Below are 17,431 nucleotides of genomic sequence, written 5' to 3' on the forward strand. Positions count from 1 at the left end.
GATGACCCCCATGCTACCGGCCGTCCCCGCCGGTCGGCGGAGCCTCGCCGACGTCCTCCCCGGCGCTCTCGACGCCCTCCTCGGCCGCCCGGGGACCTTCGGCTCGCCGCGCGTGGAGCGGATCGTCGTCGTCCTGGTCGACGGGCTCGGAGCGGCCAACCTGCGGCAGCGCGCCGGCCACGCCCGGACGCTCGCGCCCGCGCTCACGAAGGCCACGACCCTCGCCTCCGGCTTCCCGACGACGACCGCGGCGGCCCTCGCGAGCCTCACCACGGGCCGGCGCCCGGGGGAGCACGGGATGGTCGGCTACCGCGTGCTCGACCGGGCGCACGACCGCCTGGTGAACCAGCTCTCCGGCTGGGACGACCGGATGGTCCCCGAGCAGTGGCAGCCGCACCCCACCGTCTTCGAGCGCGCCGTCGAGGCGGGTGTCGCGGCCAGCGTCATCGGCGCCGCCCGCTACGCGCACTCGGGGCTCACCCGGGCGATCCTGCGCGGCGCCGAGTACCGGATCGCCGGGGGAGTCGCCGAGCGCTTCGCCGCGGCGCGCGACCTCCTCGACCGCGGCGGCCGCCAGCTGGTCTACCTCTACGTCCCCGAGCTCGACATGACCGCGCACGCCCGCGGCTGGGAGTCGCCGGAGTGGACGACGGCCCTGGAGCAGCTCGACGGCGAGGTCGCGGAGTTCGTCCGCGGACTCTCCGGTCGCGAGGGCGTGCTCGTCACCGCCGACCACGGCGTGCTCGACGTGCCCGCCTCGTCGCATGTCCTCGTGCGGGATCCCGCGCTCCTCGAGGGCGTCCGCCACCTGGCCGGGGAACCGCGCTGCCTGCAGCTGCACCTCGAGGCCGGGGTCGATCCCGCGGCGGTCGCGGCGCGCTGGAGCGAGGCGGAGGGCTCCCGGGCCTGGATCGCGACGCGCGACGAGGTCGCGGCGAGCGGCTGGTTCGGCGAGATCGGTGCGCCGGCGGCCGAGCGGATGGGCGACGTCTTCGTCGCCGCTCGGAAGGCGATCGCCTACTACTCCGCGGAGGACGCCTCCGGCCGGTCGATGATCGGCCAGCACGGCTCGCTCACCCCCGAGGAGACCCAGGTGCCGCTGCTCGGCTTCGGCGCGCTCTCCGGGATCTGAGTCCCGGGAGCGCGCTCGCCCGATCGGCCGCAGCTCGGTCAGTCGTCGCTGCGGGCTCCGAAGACGATCTCGTCCCAGCTGGGGATGGCGGCCCGGCCGCGGCGCATTGAGGTGCGTCCGCTCGCGGCGGGGTGATCGGCAGCGGGTGCCGCGGGGCGCTCGGGCTCGGGCGCCTTCGGGGCGACGACCGCGGGCGCCTCCGGCTGCGGCTCCTCGCGCACCCGCGCCGAGGAGGCGTGGTCGCGCTCGCCGCGCCGGCGCCGGAGCGCGTCGAGGAGATCGGCCGTGTCGTTGAGGTTGCGCTCGCGCTGCTCGGTCGTGCTGGTCACCGGGCGGGGGAGCGTCGAGACCGGACGCTGGGTGTCCGAGAGGGCCGGCTGCGGCTCGGTGTCCGAGGGCCGGGAGGCGGCGGGACGGGAGTGCGGGAGGCGCGAGGGCCCCTGGCGCTCGGAGCCCGCTCGCTCGGAGCCCGGGCGCTCGGGGCGCGACGGCTCCGCGGGCTTCGCGAAGGCGTCGGTGTCGAAGCGGGTCGCCAGCTCGTCGACCGCGGCGGGGATGACGGCGCGCAGGCGCGGGATGAGCGTCGGCCGGATCTCGCCCTGCTGCGAGAGCGTGGTCGCCTCGGCGGTGAGGGGGGAGAGGAGCGCCTTCTTGGGGTCGAACCGCCAGCGGGCGTCGTGGTCGATCTCGTCGGAGCGGAAGAGCAGCTTGACGACCCAGCCCTCCTCCTCCTTCCAGCTCGACCACTGCTCGCCGTCGGCGCCGAGGGCGCCCAGGCGCTCGCGGATGACGTCGCCGAAGGGCGTGCCCTCCTCGAGCGGGTCGGGGTCGGCGCTGGTGTAGACGCGGACCGCCAGGGCGGAGGCGACGATGTGCTCGCGCTCGGCCGTGACCGGGCCCTCGAAGCGCGCGACGTAGTCGAGGTCGGCGCCGGTGAGCTCGGCGACCTCCTCGGCGGAGAGGCCCGAGCGGATGTGCGACTGGATCTCGCGGGGGGACACGCGCTTCTCTCGCGGGGGCAGCGAGTGCACGCGCGGGCGCAGCTGGCTCTGCAGCGTCTCGTCGATGCGGACGGAGAACCGCTCACCGCCGTCCGAGACGAGGACGAGCGATCCGCTCTCGACGCCGATCACCTTCAGTTCCATCATCGTGCTGGACCTCCTTCTGGCCGCGGACGAGCCCGTGCCTGCCGCGAACCGGCTCAGGATCGCACGCCGACGGGCCGTTCCCCGGGAATACCGCGGGCGGGTCGAAAGTTGGTGCGGAGGAGGGCGCGGCAGCGGCTGTCAAGACGCGTTCGAAGCGGTTTGCGCATCGATACTTCTTGATGCACACTGTCCCCGCCGATTTGTTGAACGACTGAATTTAAGAAGTGGATGGGAATGGCTACGGACTACGACGCCCCCCGCAAGACCGATGACGACTCCGAGTCGATCGAGGCCCTGAAGGAGCGAGTCCCCGACAAGATGTCCGGTGTCGTCGACGTCGATGACGCCGACAACCCGGGCGGATTCGAACTGCCCGGTGCCGATCTGTCCGACCTCGATCTGGACGTCGTGGTCCTTCCGCCGCAGGCGGACGAGTTCACGTGCGTCAGCTGCTTCCTGGTGAAGCACCGCTCGCAGATCGACCACGAGGAGAAGCTCGGCCCGATCTGCCTGGAGTGCGCCGCCTAGGCCTCTCCCGGCTCCGAAAGACCAGCGCCCCGTCGCCGTGATCCCTGCCGGATCGCGGCGACGACGTCGTTGGGGCGCCTGCTCGACAGCAGCCAGTACGGCGTGGGGTCGGCGGGGTCCTCGATCGGGACCCGGACGACGTCGCGCACCCAGCCGCGGATGACGAGGAACGCCCTGGCGTCCAATCGCGGTCCGCGCTGAGCGAACGCCCGCTCGCCGGTGAAGGCGACCGCGTCGCCCACCAGCTCGAGCGGGATGTGCGCGCGGCCGGCCCGCAGCTCGCCGTCGACGACCTCGATGGTCGGCGACGTGGCCAGCAGCGTGCCGACGGTGCCGCCGTAGAGCACCAGCGCGACGAGGAAGCCGACGGACAGGTTGATCGGCGCGAAGACCAGGATGCTGGCGGGGATCACGAGGGCGGTGGAGACGAAGAGCCAGGGCGCGGGCCACAGCCTCTCTCGGTAGGACGGCATGTCCCTATTGCATCAGACGATTGGTCTACCCTCGTCACGTGAACGAAACCGTCGACGTCCCGATCCGCGCGGACGAGGTCCCGTTCTACGCCCACCCCGGTGACGCCGGAGCCGATCTGCGCTCCACGGAGGAGCTCGTGCTCGCTCCCGGCGAGCGGGCGAGCGTCGGCACCGGGGTCTCGATCGCCCTGCCCGACGGGCATGTCGGCTTCGTCGTGCCGCGCAGCGGGCTGGCCTTCAAGCACGGCCTCACGATCGTGAACGCGCCGGGCACCATCGACGCCGGCTACCGCGGCGAGATCCGCGTGGCGCTCCTGAACACCGACGCGCGCGAGCCGTACCGGATCGCCGCGGGCGACCGGATCGCGCAGCTCGTGATCCTGCCCGTCGTCCGGGCCCGCTTCACCGCCGTCGAGGAGCTGCCGGACTCCGTCCGCGGCACCGGCGGCTTCGGCTCGACCGGCTACGCCGCCGCAGCACCAGCAGACGTCCGCACCAACGAGGAGAACGCATGAGCGACATCCAGCCCGCCGGTCCCGAGGACGTGGCCGTCGAGACCGCCGCGCAGGACTTCGAGAAGTCCGCGCCCGCCGACCGCGCCGAGGCCGGCCCGCTCGACGAGCGCGAGGCCAACCCGGTCCGCCCCTACATCGACCTCGGCGGGGTGAAGGTGCTGCCCCGCGAGGGCATGCACATCCGCCTCGAGGTCGAGGAGGCGACCAAGCGCGTCATCGCCGTCGGCCTCGACTACGCCGGGTCCACCCTCCAGGTGCAGCCGTTCGCGGCGCCGCGCTCCTCGGGCCTCTGGCACGAGATCCGCGGGCAGATCGCGGAGCAGATCGGCCGCCAGGGCGGCAGCACCGAGGAGCGCGAGGGCGTCTTCGGCCCGGAGATCGTCGCGCAGCTCCCGCTGGCCGGCGGCGGCGTGCGCGTCGCGCGCTTCGTCGGCGTCGACGGTCCGCGCTGGTTCCTCCGCGGCGTGATCGCCGGCGCGGGGGCCACCGACGAGCAGGCCGCGGCCGCCGTCGAGGACCTCTTCCGCAGCGTCGTCGTGGTGCGCGGCTCCGGTCCGATGCCCCCGCGCGACCTCATCCCGCTCAAGATGCCGGACAGCGGCCAGACCCAGCAGAGCGCGAGCTGAGCGGGATGGGCGCCGAGGGCGACCCGCAGCCGGAGCGCGATGATCAGCGCGAGCAGCCGGAGCGCGCTGGTCAGCCGGAGGTCGGCGAGGCCATCGCGAAGGCCGCCCGCCGTTCCGGACTCGGCGTCGTCGCCGACGGCGAGCCGTTCGACGGCCGCGCACTGCTCGGCTCGATGGGCGGCGTCCGCGGCATCCTCGAGGCCGTCGTGCCCGGAGTCGCCTTCGTCCTCCTCTTCACGATCACGGGCGAGCTCGTGCTCTCGCTGGTCGCCTCGGTCGGGATGGCCGTGCTGTTCACCGTCGCGCGGATCCTCGGGCGCACCCCGGTCATCCAGGCGGTCGGCGGTCTGCTCGGCGTCGTGATCTCGGCCGCCCTCGCGCTGATCACCGGCCGCGCGGTCGACAACTTCGTGCCCGGCCTGATCACCAACCTCGTCTACGGCCTCGTCTTCCTGGTGTCGGTGCTCGCGCGCTGGCCCCTGATCGGCGTCGCGGCCGGCTACCTGATGGGCGACGGCACGGCCTGGCGGGACGACCGCCGGAAGCGTCGGCTGTTCTCGCTGCTGACGCTCGCCTGGGCGGCGCTGTTCTTCGTCCGGCTCGCGGTGCAGTACCCGCTCTTCCTCGCCGGCGACGCGACGGCGCTGGGCACCTGGAAGCTCGTGCTCGGCCTGCCCCTCTACGCGCCGCTGCTGGTGCTCACCGTCCTGGCCGTGCGCGCGGAGTACCGCGGCGCGGCGGAGCGGGACGAGGCGGCTCCGCCCGCCGAACGCGCGTAGAGTTGTCTCGACGTCAAGATAAATAGTTAGGTCCTCCTTGGTGGCGGGGCGCTGTGCGCGGTCGCCAAGATGGAGACGGATATGTGGGTGCGCCCGTCGGCGGAGCCCACGTCAGCGAAGGAGAGGGCGACGTGTCCGCGGTAGACAGCTTTGGATCGAAAGACAACCTGAAGGTCGGCTCGACCGACTACGAGGTGTTCCGCATCGACCGGGTCCCCGGTCACGAGAAGCTCCCGTTCAGCCTGAAGGTGCTGCTCGAGAACCTGCTCCGCACGGAGGACGGCGCCAACATCACGGCCGATCACATCCGCGCCCTCGGTGAGTGGGTCCCGGAGTCGGAGCCCGACACCGAGATCCAGTTCACGCCCGCGCGCGTCGTGATGCAGGACTTCACCGGCGTGCCCTGCATCGTCGACCTCGCCACCATGCGCGAGGCCGTCGCGGCCCTCGGTGGCGACGCGAACAGGATCAACCCGCTCGCGCCCGCCGAGATGGTCATCGACCACTCGGTCATCGCGGACCTCTTCGGCACCCCCGACGCCCTCGAGCGCAACGTCGAGCTCGAGTACGAGCGGAACGGCGAGCGCTACCAGTTCCTCCGCTGGGGCCAGACCGCGTTCGACGACTTCAAGGTCGTCCCGCCCGGAACCGGCATCGTCCACCAGGTCAACATCGAGTACCTGGCGCGCGTCACCATGACCCGCGAGGTCGGCGGCGTCCTCCGCGCCTACCCCGACACCTGCGTCGGCACCGACTCGCACACCACCATGGTGAACGGCCTCGGCGTGCTCGGCTGGGGCGTCGGCGGCATCGAGGCCGAGGCGGCCATGCTCGGCCAGCCCGTCTCGATGCTCATCCCCAAGGTCGTCGGCTTCAAGCTCTCCGGAGCGATCCCGGCCGGCGTGACCGCCACCGACGTCGTCCTGACGATCACCGAGATGCTGCGCAAGCACGGCGTCGTCGGCAAGTTCGTCGAGTTCTACGGCGCCGGCGTCGCCCAGGTGCCGCTCGCCAACCGCGCGACCATCGGCAACATGAGCCCCGAGTTCGGCTCGACCGCCGCGATGTTCCCCATCGACGACGTGACCCTCGACTACCTGCGCCTCACCGGCCGCAGCGACGAGCAGATCGCCCTGGTCGAGCAGTACTCCAAGCTGCAGAAGCTCTGGCACGACCCCGCGGTCGAGCCGGTCTTCAGCGAGTACCTCGAGCTGGACCTCAGCACGGTCGTCCCCTCGATCGCCGGGCCGAAGCGCCCGCAGGACCGCATCGAGCTCACCTCGGCGAAGACGCAGTTCGAGTCGGACCTCAACAATTACACCGACGTCACCCACGACATCGTCGACCTCACCCTCGCCGAGTCGTTCCCCGCGTCGGACCCGGGCGAGCTCCAGCCGCAGGACGAGTACAGCTCGCACTCGCACACCCACCGCTCGCACGCGCCGACCACCGCGTCGAAGCCGACCACCGTCGAGCTGGGCGAGGGCCACGAGAGCTTCACCATCGACCACGGCGCCGTCGCGATCGCGGCGATCACCTCCTGCACCAACACGTCGAACCCCTCGGTGATGCTCGCGGCCGGCCTGCTGGCCCGCAACGCCGCTCAGAAGGGCCTCAAGGCCAAGCCGTGGGTCAAGACCACGCTCGCGCCGGGCTCGAAGGTCGTCACCGACTACTACGAGAAGGCCGGGCTCACCGAGTCGCTCGAGGCCCTCGGCTTCTTCACCGTCGGCTACGGCTGCACCACCTGCATCGGCAACTCCGGCCCGCTGCTCGAGGAGATCTCGACCGCCGTGCAGGAGAACGACCTCGCCGTCACGGCCGTCCTCTCGGGCAACCGCAACTTCGAGGGCCGCATCAACCCCGACGTGAAGATGAACTACCTGGCGAGCCCGCCGCTCGTCATCGCCTACGCGCTCGCCGGCTCGATGAACTTCGACTTCGAGGTCGACGCGCTCGGCACCGACACCGAGGGCAACGACGTCTTCCTCAAGGACATCTGGCCCGACGCGGCCGAGGTCCAGGCGACGATCGACTCCTCGATCGACAAGTCGATGTTCGACACGCAGTACGCCGGCGTGTTCGACGGCGACGAGCGCTGGCGCTCGCTGCAGACCCCCGAGGGCTCGATCTTCGAGTGGGACGAGAACTCCACCTACGTGCGGAAGCCCCCGTACTTCGACGGCATGACGATGGAGACGACCCCGGTCACCGACATCGCCGACGCCCGGGTGCTCGCCAAGCTGGGCGACTCGGTCACCACCGACCACATCAGCCCCGCCGGCTCGATCAAGGCGGACAGCCCGGCCGGCCAGTACCTCGCCGAGCACAGCGTGGACCGCAAGGACTACAACTCCTACGGCTCGCGCCGCGGCAACCACGAGGTGATGATCCGCGGCACGTTCGCGAACATCCGCCTGCGCAACCAGCTCCTGGACAACGTCGAGGGCGGCTACACCCGTGACTTCACGCAGGAGGGCGGCCCGCAGTCGTTCATCTACGACGCGTCGCAGAACTACCAGGCGCAGGGCACCCCGCTGGTGATCCTCGGCGGCAAGGAGTACGGCTCCGGGTCGTCGCGCGACTGGGCGGCCAAGGGCACCAGCCTCCTGGGCGTCAAGGCGGTCATCGTCGAGAGCTTCGAGCGGATCCACCGCTCGAACCTGATCGGCATGGGCGTCGTCCCGCTGCAGTTCCCGCAGGGCGAGACCTGGGCCTCGCTCGGGCTCGACGGCACCGAGTCGATCAGCATCTCGGGCATCGAGGCGCTGAACGAGGGCGTGACCCCGAAGACGGTGCACGTCGTCGCCACGCCGACGTCCGACTCGCCCGAGGGCAAGCAGCCGATCGAGTTCGACGCGGTCGTCCGCATCGACACCCCCGGTGAGGCGGACTACTACCGCAACGGCGGGATCCTGCAGTACGTGCTGCGCTCTCTGGTCTGATTCCGAACAGATCTGCGCGCCTCCCTGCAAGCCGGGGAGGCGCGCACCTGTTCCACCGGACCCCGTGCGTAGACTCGGGAGACGTCCACACTCCTCAGACATCCCCCGGAAAGGCGGCGCGAATGGCTGTTCTCGAGACCATCTCCGGACCGCGCGACCTCGACCGCCTGACCCGGACCGAGCTCGAGACGCTGGCGCTGGAGATCCGCGACTTCCTCGTGCGCGAGGTGTCCAAGACCGGCGGCCACCTCGGTCCGAACCTCGGCGTCGTCGAGACGACCATCGCGATCCACCGCGTCTTCGACTCGCCGCACGACGCGATCATCTTCGACACGGGGCACCAGTCCTACGTGCACAAGCTGCTGACCGGTCGCCAGGACTTCTCCGGCCTCCGCCAGCGCGGCGGCCTCGCCGGCTACCCGCAGCGCTCCGAGTCGCCGCACGACATCGTCGAGAGCTCGCACGCGTCGAGCTCGCTCTCCTGGGCGGACGGCATCTCCCGCGCCTTCACGATGACCGGCCAGACGGACCGCCACGTGGTCGCCGTCGTCGGCGACGGCGCGCTCACCGGCGGGATGACCTGGGAGGCGCTGAACAACATCAGCGACGACAACTCCCGCGGGCTCGTCATCGTCGTCAACGACAACGGCCGCTCCTACGCCCCGACCATCGGCGGCATGGCGCGCTTCCTCAACGGCGTCCGCACCCGGCGCACCTATCGGACGCTGCACCGCGGCTCCCGCGCCGTCTCCGAACGCCTGGGCGGCCCCGCCGCCGCGGTCTACCGCGGGGTGCGCGGCGGCCTGCACGGCTTCCTCAGCCGCTTCATCAACAACGAGGCGCTGTACTCCAACCTCGACATCAAGTACCTCGGCCCGATCGACGGACACGACCTCACCGCGATGGAGGAGGCGCTCCAGCAGGCCAAGGACTACGGCACGCCGGTGATCGTGCACGCGATCACGCAGAAGGGCAAGGGCTTCGAGCCCGCCGTCCAGGACCTCGCCGACCAGTTCCACGCGGTCGGCCAGATCGATCCCGAGACCGGCGAGCCGCTGAGCGCGAGCGGCGCCCGCTCCTGGACCTCGGTCTTCGCGGAGGAGATCGTCACCCTCGCGGACGAGGACCCGACGATCGTCGGCATCACCGCCGCGATGCTCCGCCCGGTCGGCCTCGACCGCCTGGCCGAGAAGTACCCGGACCGCGTGTTCGACGTCGGCATCGCCGAGCAGCACGCCGTGACCTCGGCCGCCGGACTCGCCTTCGGCGGTCTGCACCCGGTCGTCGCGCTCTACGCGACCTTCGTGAACCGCGCCTTCGACCAGGTGCTGATGGACGTGGCGCTGCACCGCGCCGGCGTCACCTTCGTGCTCGACCGCGCCGGGGTCACCGGCCCCGACGGCCCGAGCCACCACGGCATGTGGGACCTCGCGATCCTCCAGGTCGTCCCGAACATCCGCCTCGCCGCGCCCCGCGACTCCGTCCGGCTGCGCGAGGAACTGCGCGAGGCCGTCGGCGTGAAGGACGCTCCCACGGTCGTGCGCTTCTCCAAGGGCAACGTCGGCGACGAGATCGACGCGCTCGAGCGCCTCGACGACGGCGTGGACGTGCTGCTGCGCTCGGAGCGCCAGGACGTGCTGATCGTCACCGTCGGCCCGATGGCCGCGATGGGCCTCGACGTCGCGCAGCGGCTCGCCGCGCAGGGCATCGGCGCCACCGTCGTCGACCCGCGCTGGGTCGTGCCGGTCCCGCGCAGCGTCATCGACCTGGCGGCCGAGCACCGCCTCGTGATCTCGATCGAGGACGGCGTCCGCGTCGGCGGCATCGGCACCCGGATCCGCCAGGACCTCCGCGAGGCCGGCGTCGACACGGCCGTCACCGAGCTGGGGCTGCCGGACCAGTTCCTCGACCACGCGAAGCGCGAGGAGATCCTCGAGGACGTCGGACTGACTCCGCAGCACATCGCCCGCGACGTCGTCGCCCAGGTGCTCGGCAGCAAGATCCCGGTCGCGCGCCCGCTGCCCGAAGAGGTCGCGGCGCACGACGACGCGCGCAAGGACTGACCGCGCACCACGCACGGGAGAGGGCGCCCACCGGACCGGTGGGCGCCCTCCTGCGTTCTCGCCGTCCCTGCGGCTACTGGACCCCGCGGATGGCCGGCTGGTGGAACGTGCCGCCGAAGGCGCGCTCGCTCGCGCCGACGCGGTCGAGGTAGGGCGTCAGGCCGCCCATCTGGAACGGGTAGCCGGCGCCGAGGATGAGGCAGAGGTCGATGTCCTCCGCGGCGTGCACGACGTCGTCGTCCAGCATCCGCTTCACCTCGTCGGCGAGGCCGGTCTCGACGCGCAGCCGCAGCTCCTCGGCCGTCATCGGGTCGGAGCCGCCCTTGACGATGGCGACGGCGCGCTTGTCCACGCCCTTCACCCGGCCCTTGGCGTCGCGCTCGAAGACGTGGCCGAGCTCCGCCAGGCGGTGCAGGTTGGCGCTGTCGTAGAAGCGGTCCGGGAAGGCGGCGTGGTGGGTGTCGAGCACGTGCGCGCCGACCTTGAGGCCGACGAGCTCGAGCAGCTCGAACGGCGTCATCGGCAGGCCGAACGGCTCGAGCGAGGCCTCGACGACCTCGAAGGGAGTGCCGGTGTCGACGGCGTGCATCGCCTCGCCGAGGACCTTGGCCAGCACGCGGTTCGCCACGAAGCCGGGGGTGTCGCGGGTGATGACCGCGTTCTTCTTCAGCTTCGCGGCCGTGACCATCGCCGTCGACAGCGTCTCGTCGTCGGTCTGCGGCGTGTTCACGACCTCGATCAGCGGCATCACGGCCACCGGGTTGAAGAAGTGGAAGCCGACCAGGCGCTCCGGGTGCTGCAGCCGCTCGCCGATCCGCTCGACCGAGAGCGAGGAGGTGTTGGTCGCGAGGACAGCGGTGGGGGAGACGTAGCGCTCGATGTCGGCGAAGACCTCCTGCTTGACGGAGAGCTCCTCGAAGACGGCCTCGATCACCCAGTCGGCGTCGGCGAAGTCGGCGCGGTCAGTGGTGCCGGTTACGAGACCGCGGAGGCGGTTCGCGTCGTCCGGCGAGAGGCGGCCCTTCGCGAGCAGGGTGTCGATCTCGCCGACGATGCTCGCGACGCCGCGGTCGACGCGCTCCTGGTCGAGGTCGGTGATGACGACCGGGACCTGGAGGCGGCGGACGAAGAGCAGCGCGAACTGCGTGGCCATGAGGCCCGCGCCGATGACGCCGACCTTGGTGACCGGCTTGGCGAGGCTCTTGTCCGGGGCGCCGGCGGGGCGCTTCGCCCGCTTCTGCACCAGGTCGAAGGCGTAGATGCTCGCGCGGAACTGATCCCCGGAGACGAGGTCGGCCAGCGCCTCGTCCTCGGCGGCGAAGCCCTCCTCGCGGGTGCTGCTCTTGGCTGCCTTCAGCAGGTCGAGCGCGCGGTAGGGCGACGCGGCGACGGTGCCGATCTTGGACTCGAGCTGCTTGCGGGCGATCGCGATCGCGGCGTCCCACTTGACCAGGCGCTCGATCTTCCCGGGGACGTTCGGCCGCTTCACCTCGACGGTCCCGCCGAGGACGCCGTCGGCCCAGACCAGCGAGTTCTCGAGGAAGCTCGCGGAGGGGAAGATCGCGTCGGCGATGCCGAGATCGAAGACGTCCTGGCCCTTGAGGGTCCGGTTGTTCTTCAGCGGGTTCTCGACGATCACCTTGAGGGCGTTCTCGATGCCGATCAGGTTCGGCAGCAGCCAGGCGCCGCCCCAGCCGGGGATGATGCCGAGGAAGACCTCGGGCAGCCCGAGCGCGGGGATCGAGGCGTCGACGGTGCGGTAGTCGGCGTTCAGCGCGATCTCGGTGCCGCCGCCGAGCGCGAGCCCGTTGATGAAGACGAACGAGGGGACGCCGAGCTCGGAGAGCAGGCCGAGGGTCGTGTGCCCTAGGCGAGCGAGCTGGCGGCCGGTCTCGTGACTCGGGATGCTGCCGACCTTGCTGAGGTCGGCGCCGGCGGCGAGGATGAACGGCTTGCCCGTCACTCCCACCGCCTGGATCTCGCCGGCCTTCGCGCGCGCCTGCTGGGCGAGCAGCACGTCGGCCAGCTCGAACAGGCCGGCCGGGCCGAACGTGCTCGGCCGGGTGTGGTCGCGGTCGTTGTCGAGCGTGATCAGCGCGAGCACACGGCCGCTGGGCAGCGGGACGTCGCGGACGTAGGAGTGGGTGACGATCTCGCCCTCGGCGAGATCGAGCAAGTCCTCGAATCCTTCGAGCATGGGTCAGCGTCCCTTCCGTCGTGCGCGCTTGCCGTCGAAGTGCGGGTTCTCCCAGATGACCGAGCCGCCCTGGCCGAGACCGACGCACATCGCGGTCAGGCCGTAGCGGACCTCGGGGTGGGCCTCGAACTGGCGGGCCAGCTGGATCATGAGGCGGACGCCGGACGAGGCGAGCGGGTGGCCGATCGCGATCGCTCCGCCGTACTCGTTGACCCGGGGGTCGTCGTCGTCGATGCCGAAGTGGTCGAGGAAGGAGAGCACCTGCACGGCGAACGCCTCGTTGAGCTCGAAGAGGCCGATGTCCTCGATGCCGAGCCCGGCCTTCTTCAGCGCCTTCTCGGTCGAGGGGACCGGGCCGATGCCCATGATCTCCGGCTCGACTCCGGCGAAGGCGAAGCTGACGAGCCGCATCTTCTCGGGGAGGCCGAGCTCCTTCGCGGCGTCCGCGCTGGCGAGCAGCGAGACGGCGGCGCCGTCGTTCAGACCCGAGGAGTTGCCGGCGGTGACGCGGCCGTGCGGGCGGAACGGGGTGCGCAGAGTGGCCAGCCCCTCGAGCGTGGTCTCGGGGCGCGGCGCCTCGTCGGCGGTGGCGAGGCCCCAGCCGGCGGCGCTACGGGTGGCGGCCGGGACGAGATCGGGCTGGATGTCGCCGTTGCGGTAGGCCTCGGCCAGCTTCTGCTGGCTGCGCAGGGCGTAGTGGTCTGAGCGGCTCTTGGTGAGCTGCGGGAAGCGGTCGTGGATCTTCTCCGCGGTCTTGCCCATGTTGAGTGCCTCCTCGCCGACCAGGCGCTCGGAGAGGAAGCGCGGGTTGGGGTCGGCGTTGAAGCCCATCGGGTGGCGGCCCATATGCTCGACGCCGCCGGCGATGACGACGTCGTAGGCGCCGAAGGCGATGCCGCCGGCGGTCGTGGTGACCGAGGTCATCGCGCCCGCGCACATGCGGTCGATCGCGTAGCCGGGGACCGACTTCGGCAGGCCCGCGAGCAGCGCCGCGGTGCGGCCGAGGGTCAGGCCCTGGTCGCCCTGCTGGGTGGTCGCGGCGATGGCGACCTCGTCCACGCGCTCCTTGGGCAGGGCGGTGTTGCGCTCCAGCAGCCCGATCATGGCCTTGACGACGAGGTCGTCGGCCCGGGTCTGCCAGTACATGCCCTTCTCACCGGCTCGCCCGAACGGAGTACGGACTCCGTCGACGAACACGACTTCGGATCTCTCGGCCACAGTGCCTCCTGAAAACGGGACGCCCTCTCGGAAACCGGACGTCCTTCCGATCGTAGGAAGGCGGCGACGGGCGCCGGAATCCTTTGCTTCTTCCTACGAAGCGGGTTCCGTGCCCTCGACGGGTGCTTGCCCGGCTTCCACAAACGCGGTGGCGAGCGAGCCGGCGGTCGCGTCGATCTGCCAGGAGCGGGCACCGGCGCGCTCCAGCTCGGCGGCGACGGAGTCCCGGTCGAGCGGCTCCGGCGGGTTCCAGGCGAGGCGCCGGACCAGCTCGGGCGTGAGGAGGTTCTCGACCGGGAGCGAGAGCAGCTCGGCGATCTCGCCGACGACGGCGCGGGCGGCCTTCAGCCTGGCGTCGGCGGCCGGGTTGCGGTCGCCCCAGGCGCGCGGCGGCGGCAGGGTGTCGGCGGCGGGACGGACGGGGCCGGGCAGGTCCTCGGTGCTCTGGCCGCGCTCGATCGCGGCCCACCAGCGCTCGACCTCGCCGCGGCTGGCGCGGCCGGTGAAGTCGCGGCGGCCGGAGAGCTGGCCGAGGCTCGTGGGGACGTTGCGAGCGACGGCGATGATCGAGGAGTCGGGGATCAGCCGGCCGGGCGCGATGTCGCGCTCGCGCGCGAAGGCGTCGCGGGCCAGCCAGAGCTCGCGGGCGATGGCGAGGGCGCGCGGACCGCGCAGGGCGTGCATCCCCGAGAGGCGGCGCCAGGGCTCGGCCGGGACCGGCTTGGGCTGCCGCGCCAGGGTCGCCTCGAACTCCTCGCGGGCGATCCGGGTCTTCCGGGCCTCGACCAGCATCTCGGCCATCCGGTCGCGCAGGTCGGGCAGCAGCTCGACGTCCTTCGCGGCGTAGACGAGCCAGCTCTGCGGGAGCGGGCGGGTCGACCAGTCGGCGGCCGAGTGCTCCTTCGCGAGGTGGATGCCGAGCAGGTCCTCGACGACGGCGCCGAGACCGACCTTGGGCAGGCCGAGCAGGCGGGCGGCGAGCTCGGTGTCGAAGATGCGCACCGGGTCGAGGCCGACCTCGCGCAGGCAGGCGAGGTCCTGGCTGGCGGCGTGCAGGATCCACTCCTCCTCGCCGATCACGGCCTGGAGGGCGTCCATCCGGCCGATCGCGGGCGGGTCGAAGAGGAACGCCCCGGCGCCGCGGCGGTAGACCTGGATCAGGTACGCGCGCTGCGAGTAGGTGAAGCCGGAGGCGCGCTCGGCGTCGACGGCGACGGGACCCTCGCCGGCGGCGAGGGCGTCGACCGCGGCGAGGAACTCGTCGGGGGTGGAGAGGACACGGTAATCAGTCACGGTTGTTCCGTCGGAAGGCGAGCGAGGTCACACCGTCGCCCGATACGGGCGGGAGGCCCGCGAGCATGCACAACAGCTCCCCCCAGCCTTCCACGTGGGGAGCGAGCTGCGCATCCTCGGGGCTCCAGGAGGCCCGGATCTCGATCTGCGCGCCGTCTCCCTGGGCGGCGAGCTCGCCGAATCCGGTGGAGAGGACCTTGGTCGCGGTGCCGGAGGCGGCGGTGTAGAAGGCGCCGCGGACCTCGAGGGCGTCCATCAGCCAGGACCAGGCGACCTCGGCGAGGAAGGGATCGGTGCCGATCTCGATCTCGAGCGGGGCCTGGGCGAAGCAGACGACGCGGAACGGGCCGCCCCACTGCTCCGGCTCCTCGGGGTCGTAGAGCAGGATGAACCGCCCGGTGCCCAGCTCGGAGTCGCGGCCGTGGGCGCGCGGCGAGACGTCGCCGGAGAGGGCGACGGCGTACGGCGCGAGTCCGGCGGGCGACGCGATCTCGGAGACGGTGAGCTCGGAGCGGGTCGTCGCGCGGCGCAGGGAGTCGACCGCGGCGCGGAACTCCTCCGGGAGCTGGGACGGCGCTGGGAATTCGGGCACGGTCGCAGACTAGAGTTCCCGCATGCTCGAAGCCCGCAGGCACGCCGCGGAGAGCGCGCACACCGGTGTCGTCCTCGCCGCGGTCCTCGCGGCCCCCGCCCTCGCCGCTCTGACGGCCCTCGGCGGCGCCGCGCTCGGGACGGCCTTCCTCCGCGGGGTGGTCACTCCGCCCTCCCGGCGCGCGGAGGACGTCCGGGTCCTCGCCGTGCGGCCGGACGTGCACGAGATCGAGCTGTCGGCGTCGGTCGACACGGCGGTCCGCGGCGGCTTCAGCCTCTGGTTCGACCACGGGCGCGGGCACGCGCGGATCGGGCGGCTGCTCGCGACCGGGCGCGGCCGGGTCGTGCGGGAGCTCGGCGCCGTCGATCGCGGGACGCTGCGGCCCGGCGCCCGCGGCCGGCTGAACGGCTGGCTGCTGCTCTCGCCGCGCGAGACCGGGCTGCCCTTCACGGCGGAGGAGGTGCCGACGCAGTTCGGCGCGGCTCCGGCCTGGCTCTTCCCGGCCGAGGAGGACGGCGGCGTCTGGGCGATCCACGTGCACGGCCGCGCGACGACCCGCGAGGAGACGCTGCGCGGGATCGCGGCGTTCCACCGGGCGGGGGTCACCTCGCTGGTCCTTTCGTACCGCAACGACGGCGACGCTCCGGAGAGCCCGGACCGGCGCTACGCGCTGGGGGAGACGGAGTGGCGCGACGTCGACGCCGCGATCCGGTTCGCCGAGCGGCGCGGCGCGCGCCGGGTCGTGCTCGTCGGCTGGTCGATGGGCGGTGCGATCGTGCTGCAGACCGCGCTGCGCTCGAGCCGCCGCGAGCTGATCGCGGGGCTGGTGCTCGACTCGCCGGTGATCGACTGGCGGGTGACCCTGCGGAAGCAGGCGCGGCTGAACCGGATCCCGGCGCCGATCGCGGCGCTCGCGCTCACGGCGATGCAGCGGCCGTGGTCGGCCGCGCTGACCGGCCAGAGCAGTCACGTCCCGCTCGCGGCGATGGACCTGGTCGAGCGGGCCGCCGAGCTGACCGTGCCGGTCCTGCTGCTGCACAGCGTCGACGACGACTTCGTGCCGAGCGGCCCCTCCGAGGCCCTGGCGGCGGCGCGGCCCGATCTGGTCGAGCTCGTGCTCTTCCACGGGGCCGGGCACACCCGGCTCTGGAACGACGACCCGGAGCTCTGGGAGGCGTCGGTCGAGCGCTGGCTGGCGGAGCGGGCGCTCAGCCGGTCCGGGTCCAGCGCGCGTAGGTGAAGCCGGCGTCGTCCGCGGCGAGCGACGTCAGGGAGTAGGCGTCGTCGATCCGCCGGCCGGTCGACGCGACGGGGAGGCCCGGCAGCACGACGCGGGGCGCGGTCGTCAGGCAGAGCTCGTCGACGCGGCCGGAGGCGAGGAACTGGCCCGACAGCGAGGCGCCGCCCTCGCAGACGACCCGCTCGAGACCGAGGGCGCGCAGGGCCGCGAGGATCGCGTCGACGCTCATCCGCCCGCCGGTCGCGGGCACCGGGACGACCTCGACGCCGCGGGGGAGATCGCCCGGAGCCTCCAGCCCCTCCGGCAGCAGCAGGAGCACGCGGGCGCCCTCCTGCACCTCGAGGCGGTGGCCGGCCAGGTCGCCGGAGGAGGAGACGATGGCGAGCGGCGCGCGCTGGGGCACGCGGTAGCCCTCCGCGCGCACACTCGCGGCGCCGACGAGGACGACGTCGGCCTGAGCGCGGATGACGCCGAGGATCGTGCGGTCGACGCGGTTGGTCAGCGTCTCGCTCGTGCCGTCGGAGCCGATGCTCGAGCCGTTGACGCTCGCGATCATGTTCAGCCGCACGCGGACGGCGGCGCCGGGGAGGTAGGCCGCCTCGATCGCCGCTCGCGCGCCGTCCTCGCCGAGGCGGATCGGCTCGCCGGCGGGGACGAGCGGCTGCAGGATCACGGTGCCGGG

Annotated in this window: 15 protein-coding genes; 8 read left to right on the top strand and 7 right to left on the bottom strand. The window is 72.3% G+C overall.

What is annotated here, in order from left to right:
- The first annotated feature begins 1 nt into the window (after position 1).
- Positions 2-1,132, top strand: coding sequence for an alkaline phosphatase family protein (locus tag EDF22_RS07335; protein ID WP_185038791.1), 1,131 nt, complete (start codon positions 2-4; stop codon positions 1,130-1,132).
- A 38-nt stretch (positions 1,133-1,170) separates the two neighbouring features.
- On the opposite strand, the gene sepH is transcribed toward EDF22_RS07335, so the two are convergent.
- Positions 1,171-2,280, bottom strand: a complete 1,110-nt coding sequence (sepH, locus tag EDF22_RS07340; RefSeq protein WP_123703571.1) for a septation protein SepH — start codon at positions 2,278-2,280, stop codon at positions 1,171-1,173.
- Positions 2,281-2,514: 234 nt separating this feature from the next.
- On the opposite strand from sepH, the gene EDF22_RS07345 reads away from it, so the two are divergent.
- The gene (locus EDF22_RS07345; protein WP_055792269.1) at positions 2,515-2,808 is read left to right on the top strand and encodes a DUF4193 domain-containing protein; all 294 of its coding nucleotides are present in this window, start codon (positions 2,515-2,517) and stop codon (positions 2,806-2,808) included.
- Here EDF22_RS07345 and EDF22_RS07350 read toward each other — a convergent pair.
- Positions 2,805-3,281: a DUF3093 domain-containing protein gene (locus tag EDF22_RS07350; protein ID WP_123703573.1), complete on the bottom strand. Its 477-nt coding sequence runs from the start codon at positions 3,279-3,281 to the stop codon at positions 2,805-2,807. The genes EDF22_RS07345 and EDF22_RS07350 overlap by 4 nt on opposite strands.
- Positions 3,282-3,319: 38 nt before the next feature.
- On the opposite strand from EDF22_RS07350, the gene dut reads away from it, so the two are divergent.
- The 5 genes from dut to dxs all read left to right on the top strand — a co-directional run bounded on the left by dut (position 3,320) and on the right by dxs (position 10,209).
- Complete coding sequence (gene dut / locus EDF22_RS07355) at positions 3,320-3,796, top strand: dUTP diphosphatase (protein ID WP_123703575.1); 477 nt, start codon at positions 3,320-3,322, stop codon at positions 3,794-3,796.
- Positions 3,793-4,422: a DUF3710 domain-containing protein gene (locus EDF22_RS07360; protein WP_123703577.1), complete on the top strand. Its 630-nt coding sequence runs from the start codon at positions 3,793-3,795 to the stop codon at positions 4,420-4,422. The genes dut and EDF22_RS07360 overlap by 4 nt, the downstream gene beginning before the upstream one ends.
- A 5-nt stretch (positions 4,423-4,427) precedes the next feature.
- Positions 4,428-5,201, top strand: coding sequence for a DUF3159 domain-containing protein (locus EDF22_RS07365; protein ID WP_123703579.1), 774 nt, complete (start codon positions 4,428-4,430; stop codon positions 5,199-5,201).
- A 131-nt stretch (positions 5,202-5,332) separates the two neighbouring features.
- Positions 5,333-8,146 carry an aconitate hydratase AcnA gene (gene acnA / locus EDF22_RS07370; protein WP_123703581.1) on the top strand — a complete coding sequence of 938 codons (2,814 nt, stop codon included), beginning with the start codon at positions 5,333-5,335 and terminating at the stop codon, positions 8,144-8,146.
- Positions 8,147-8,268: 122 nt separating this feature from the next.
- On the top strand, positions 8,269-10,209 hold the full coding sequence (gene dxs / locus EDF22_RS07375; protein WP_123703583.1) for a 1-deoxy-D-xylulose-5-phosphate synthase: 1,941 nt from the start codon (positions 8,269-8,271) through the stop codon (positions 10,207-10,209).
- A 73-nt stretch (positions 10,210-10,282) separates the two neighbouring features.
- On the opposite strand, the gene EDF22_RS07380 is transcribed toward dxs, so the two are convergent.
- The 4 genes from EDF22_RS07380 to EDF22_RS07395 form a co-directional block, all read right to left on the bottom strand.
- A complete protein-coding gene (locus tag EDF22_RS07380) occupies positions 10,283-12,406 on the bottom strand; it encodes a 3-hydroxyacyl-CoA dehydrogenase NAD-binding domain-containing protein (protein ID WP_123703585.1) in 2,124 nt (707 codons plus the stop codon).
- A 3-nt stretch (positions 12,407-12,409) separates the two neighbouring features.
- A complete protein-coding gene (locus EDF22_RS07385) occupies positions 12,410-13,624 on the bottom strand; it encodes a thiolase family protein (protein ID WP_123703587.1) in 1,215 nt (404 codons plus the stop codon).
- Between the two features lie 93 nt (positions 13,625-13,717).
- Complete coding sequence (locus tag EDF22_RS07390) at positions 13,718-14,917, bottom strand: ribonuclease D (RefSeq protein WP_123703589.1); 1,200 nt, start codon at positions 14,915-14,917, stop codon at positions 13,718-13,720.
- Entirely contained in the window at positions 14,910-15,509 is a 600-nt protein-coding gene (locus tag EDF22_RS07395) for a DUF3000 domain-containing protein (RefSeq protein ID WP_123445865.1), read from the bottom strand. The genes EDF22_RS07390 and EDF22_RS07395 overlap by 8 nt, the downstream gene beginning before the upstream one ends.
- 22 nt (positions 15,510-15,531) lie before the next feature.
- Here EDF22_RS07395 and EDF22_RS07400 point away from each other — a divergent pair, with 22 nt between their 5' ends.
- Positions 15,532-16,749: a S9 family peptidase gene (locus EDF22_RS07400; protein WP_123703591.1), complete on the top strand. Its 1,218-nt coding sequence runs from the start codon at positions 15,532-15,534 to the stop codon at positions 16,747-16,749.
- Here EDF22_RS07400 and EDF22_RS07405 read toward each other — a convergent pair.
- Complete coding sequence (locus tag EDF22_RS07405) at positions 16,718-17,422, bottom strand: dihydrofolate reductase family protein (RefSeq protein ID WP_123703596.1); 705 nt, start codon at positions 17,420-17,422, stop codon at positions 16,718-16,720. The two genes, EDF22_RS07400 and EDF22_RS07405, sit on opposite strands and share 32 nt — an antisense overlap.
- Positions 17,423-17,431 lie beyond the last annotated feature (9 nt).

Origin of the sequence: Rathayibacter sp. PhB127 (assembly GCF_003751665.1) — a bacterium.
In the GTDB taxonomy this organism is placed as follows: Bacteria; Actinomycetota; Actinomycetes; order Actinomycetales; family Microbacteriaceae; genus Rathayibacter; species Rathayibacter festucae.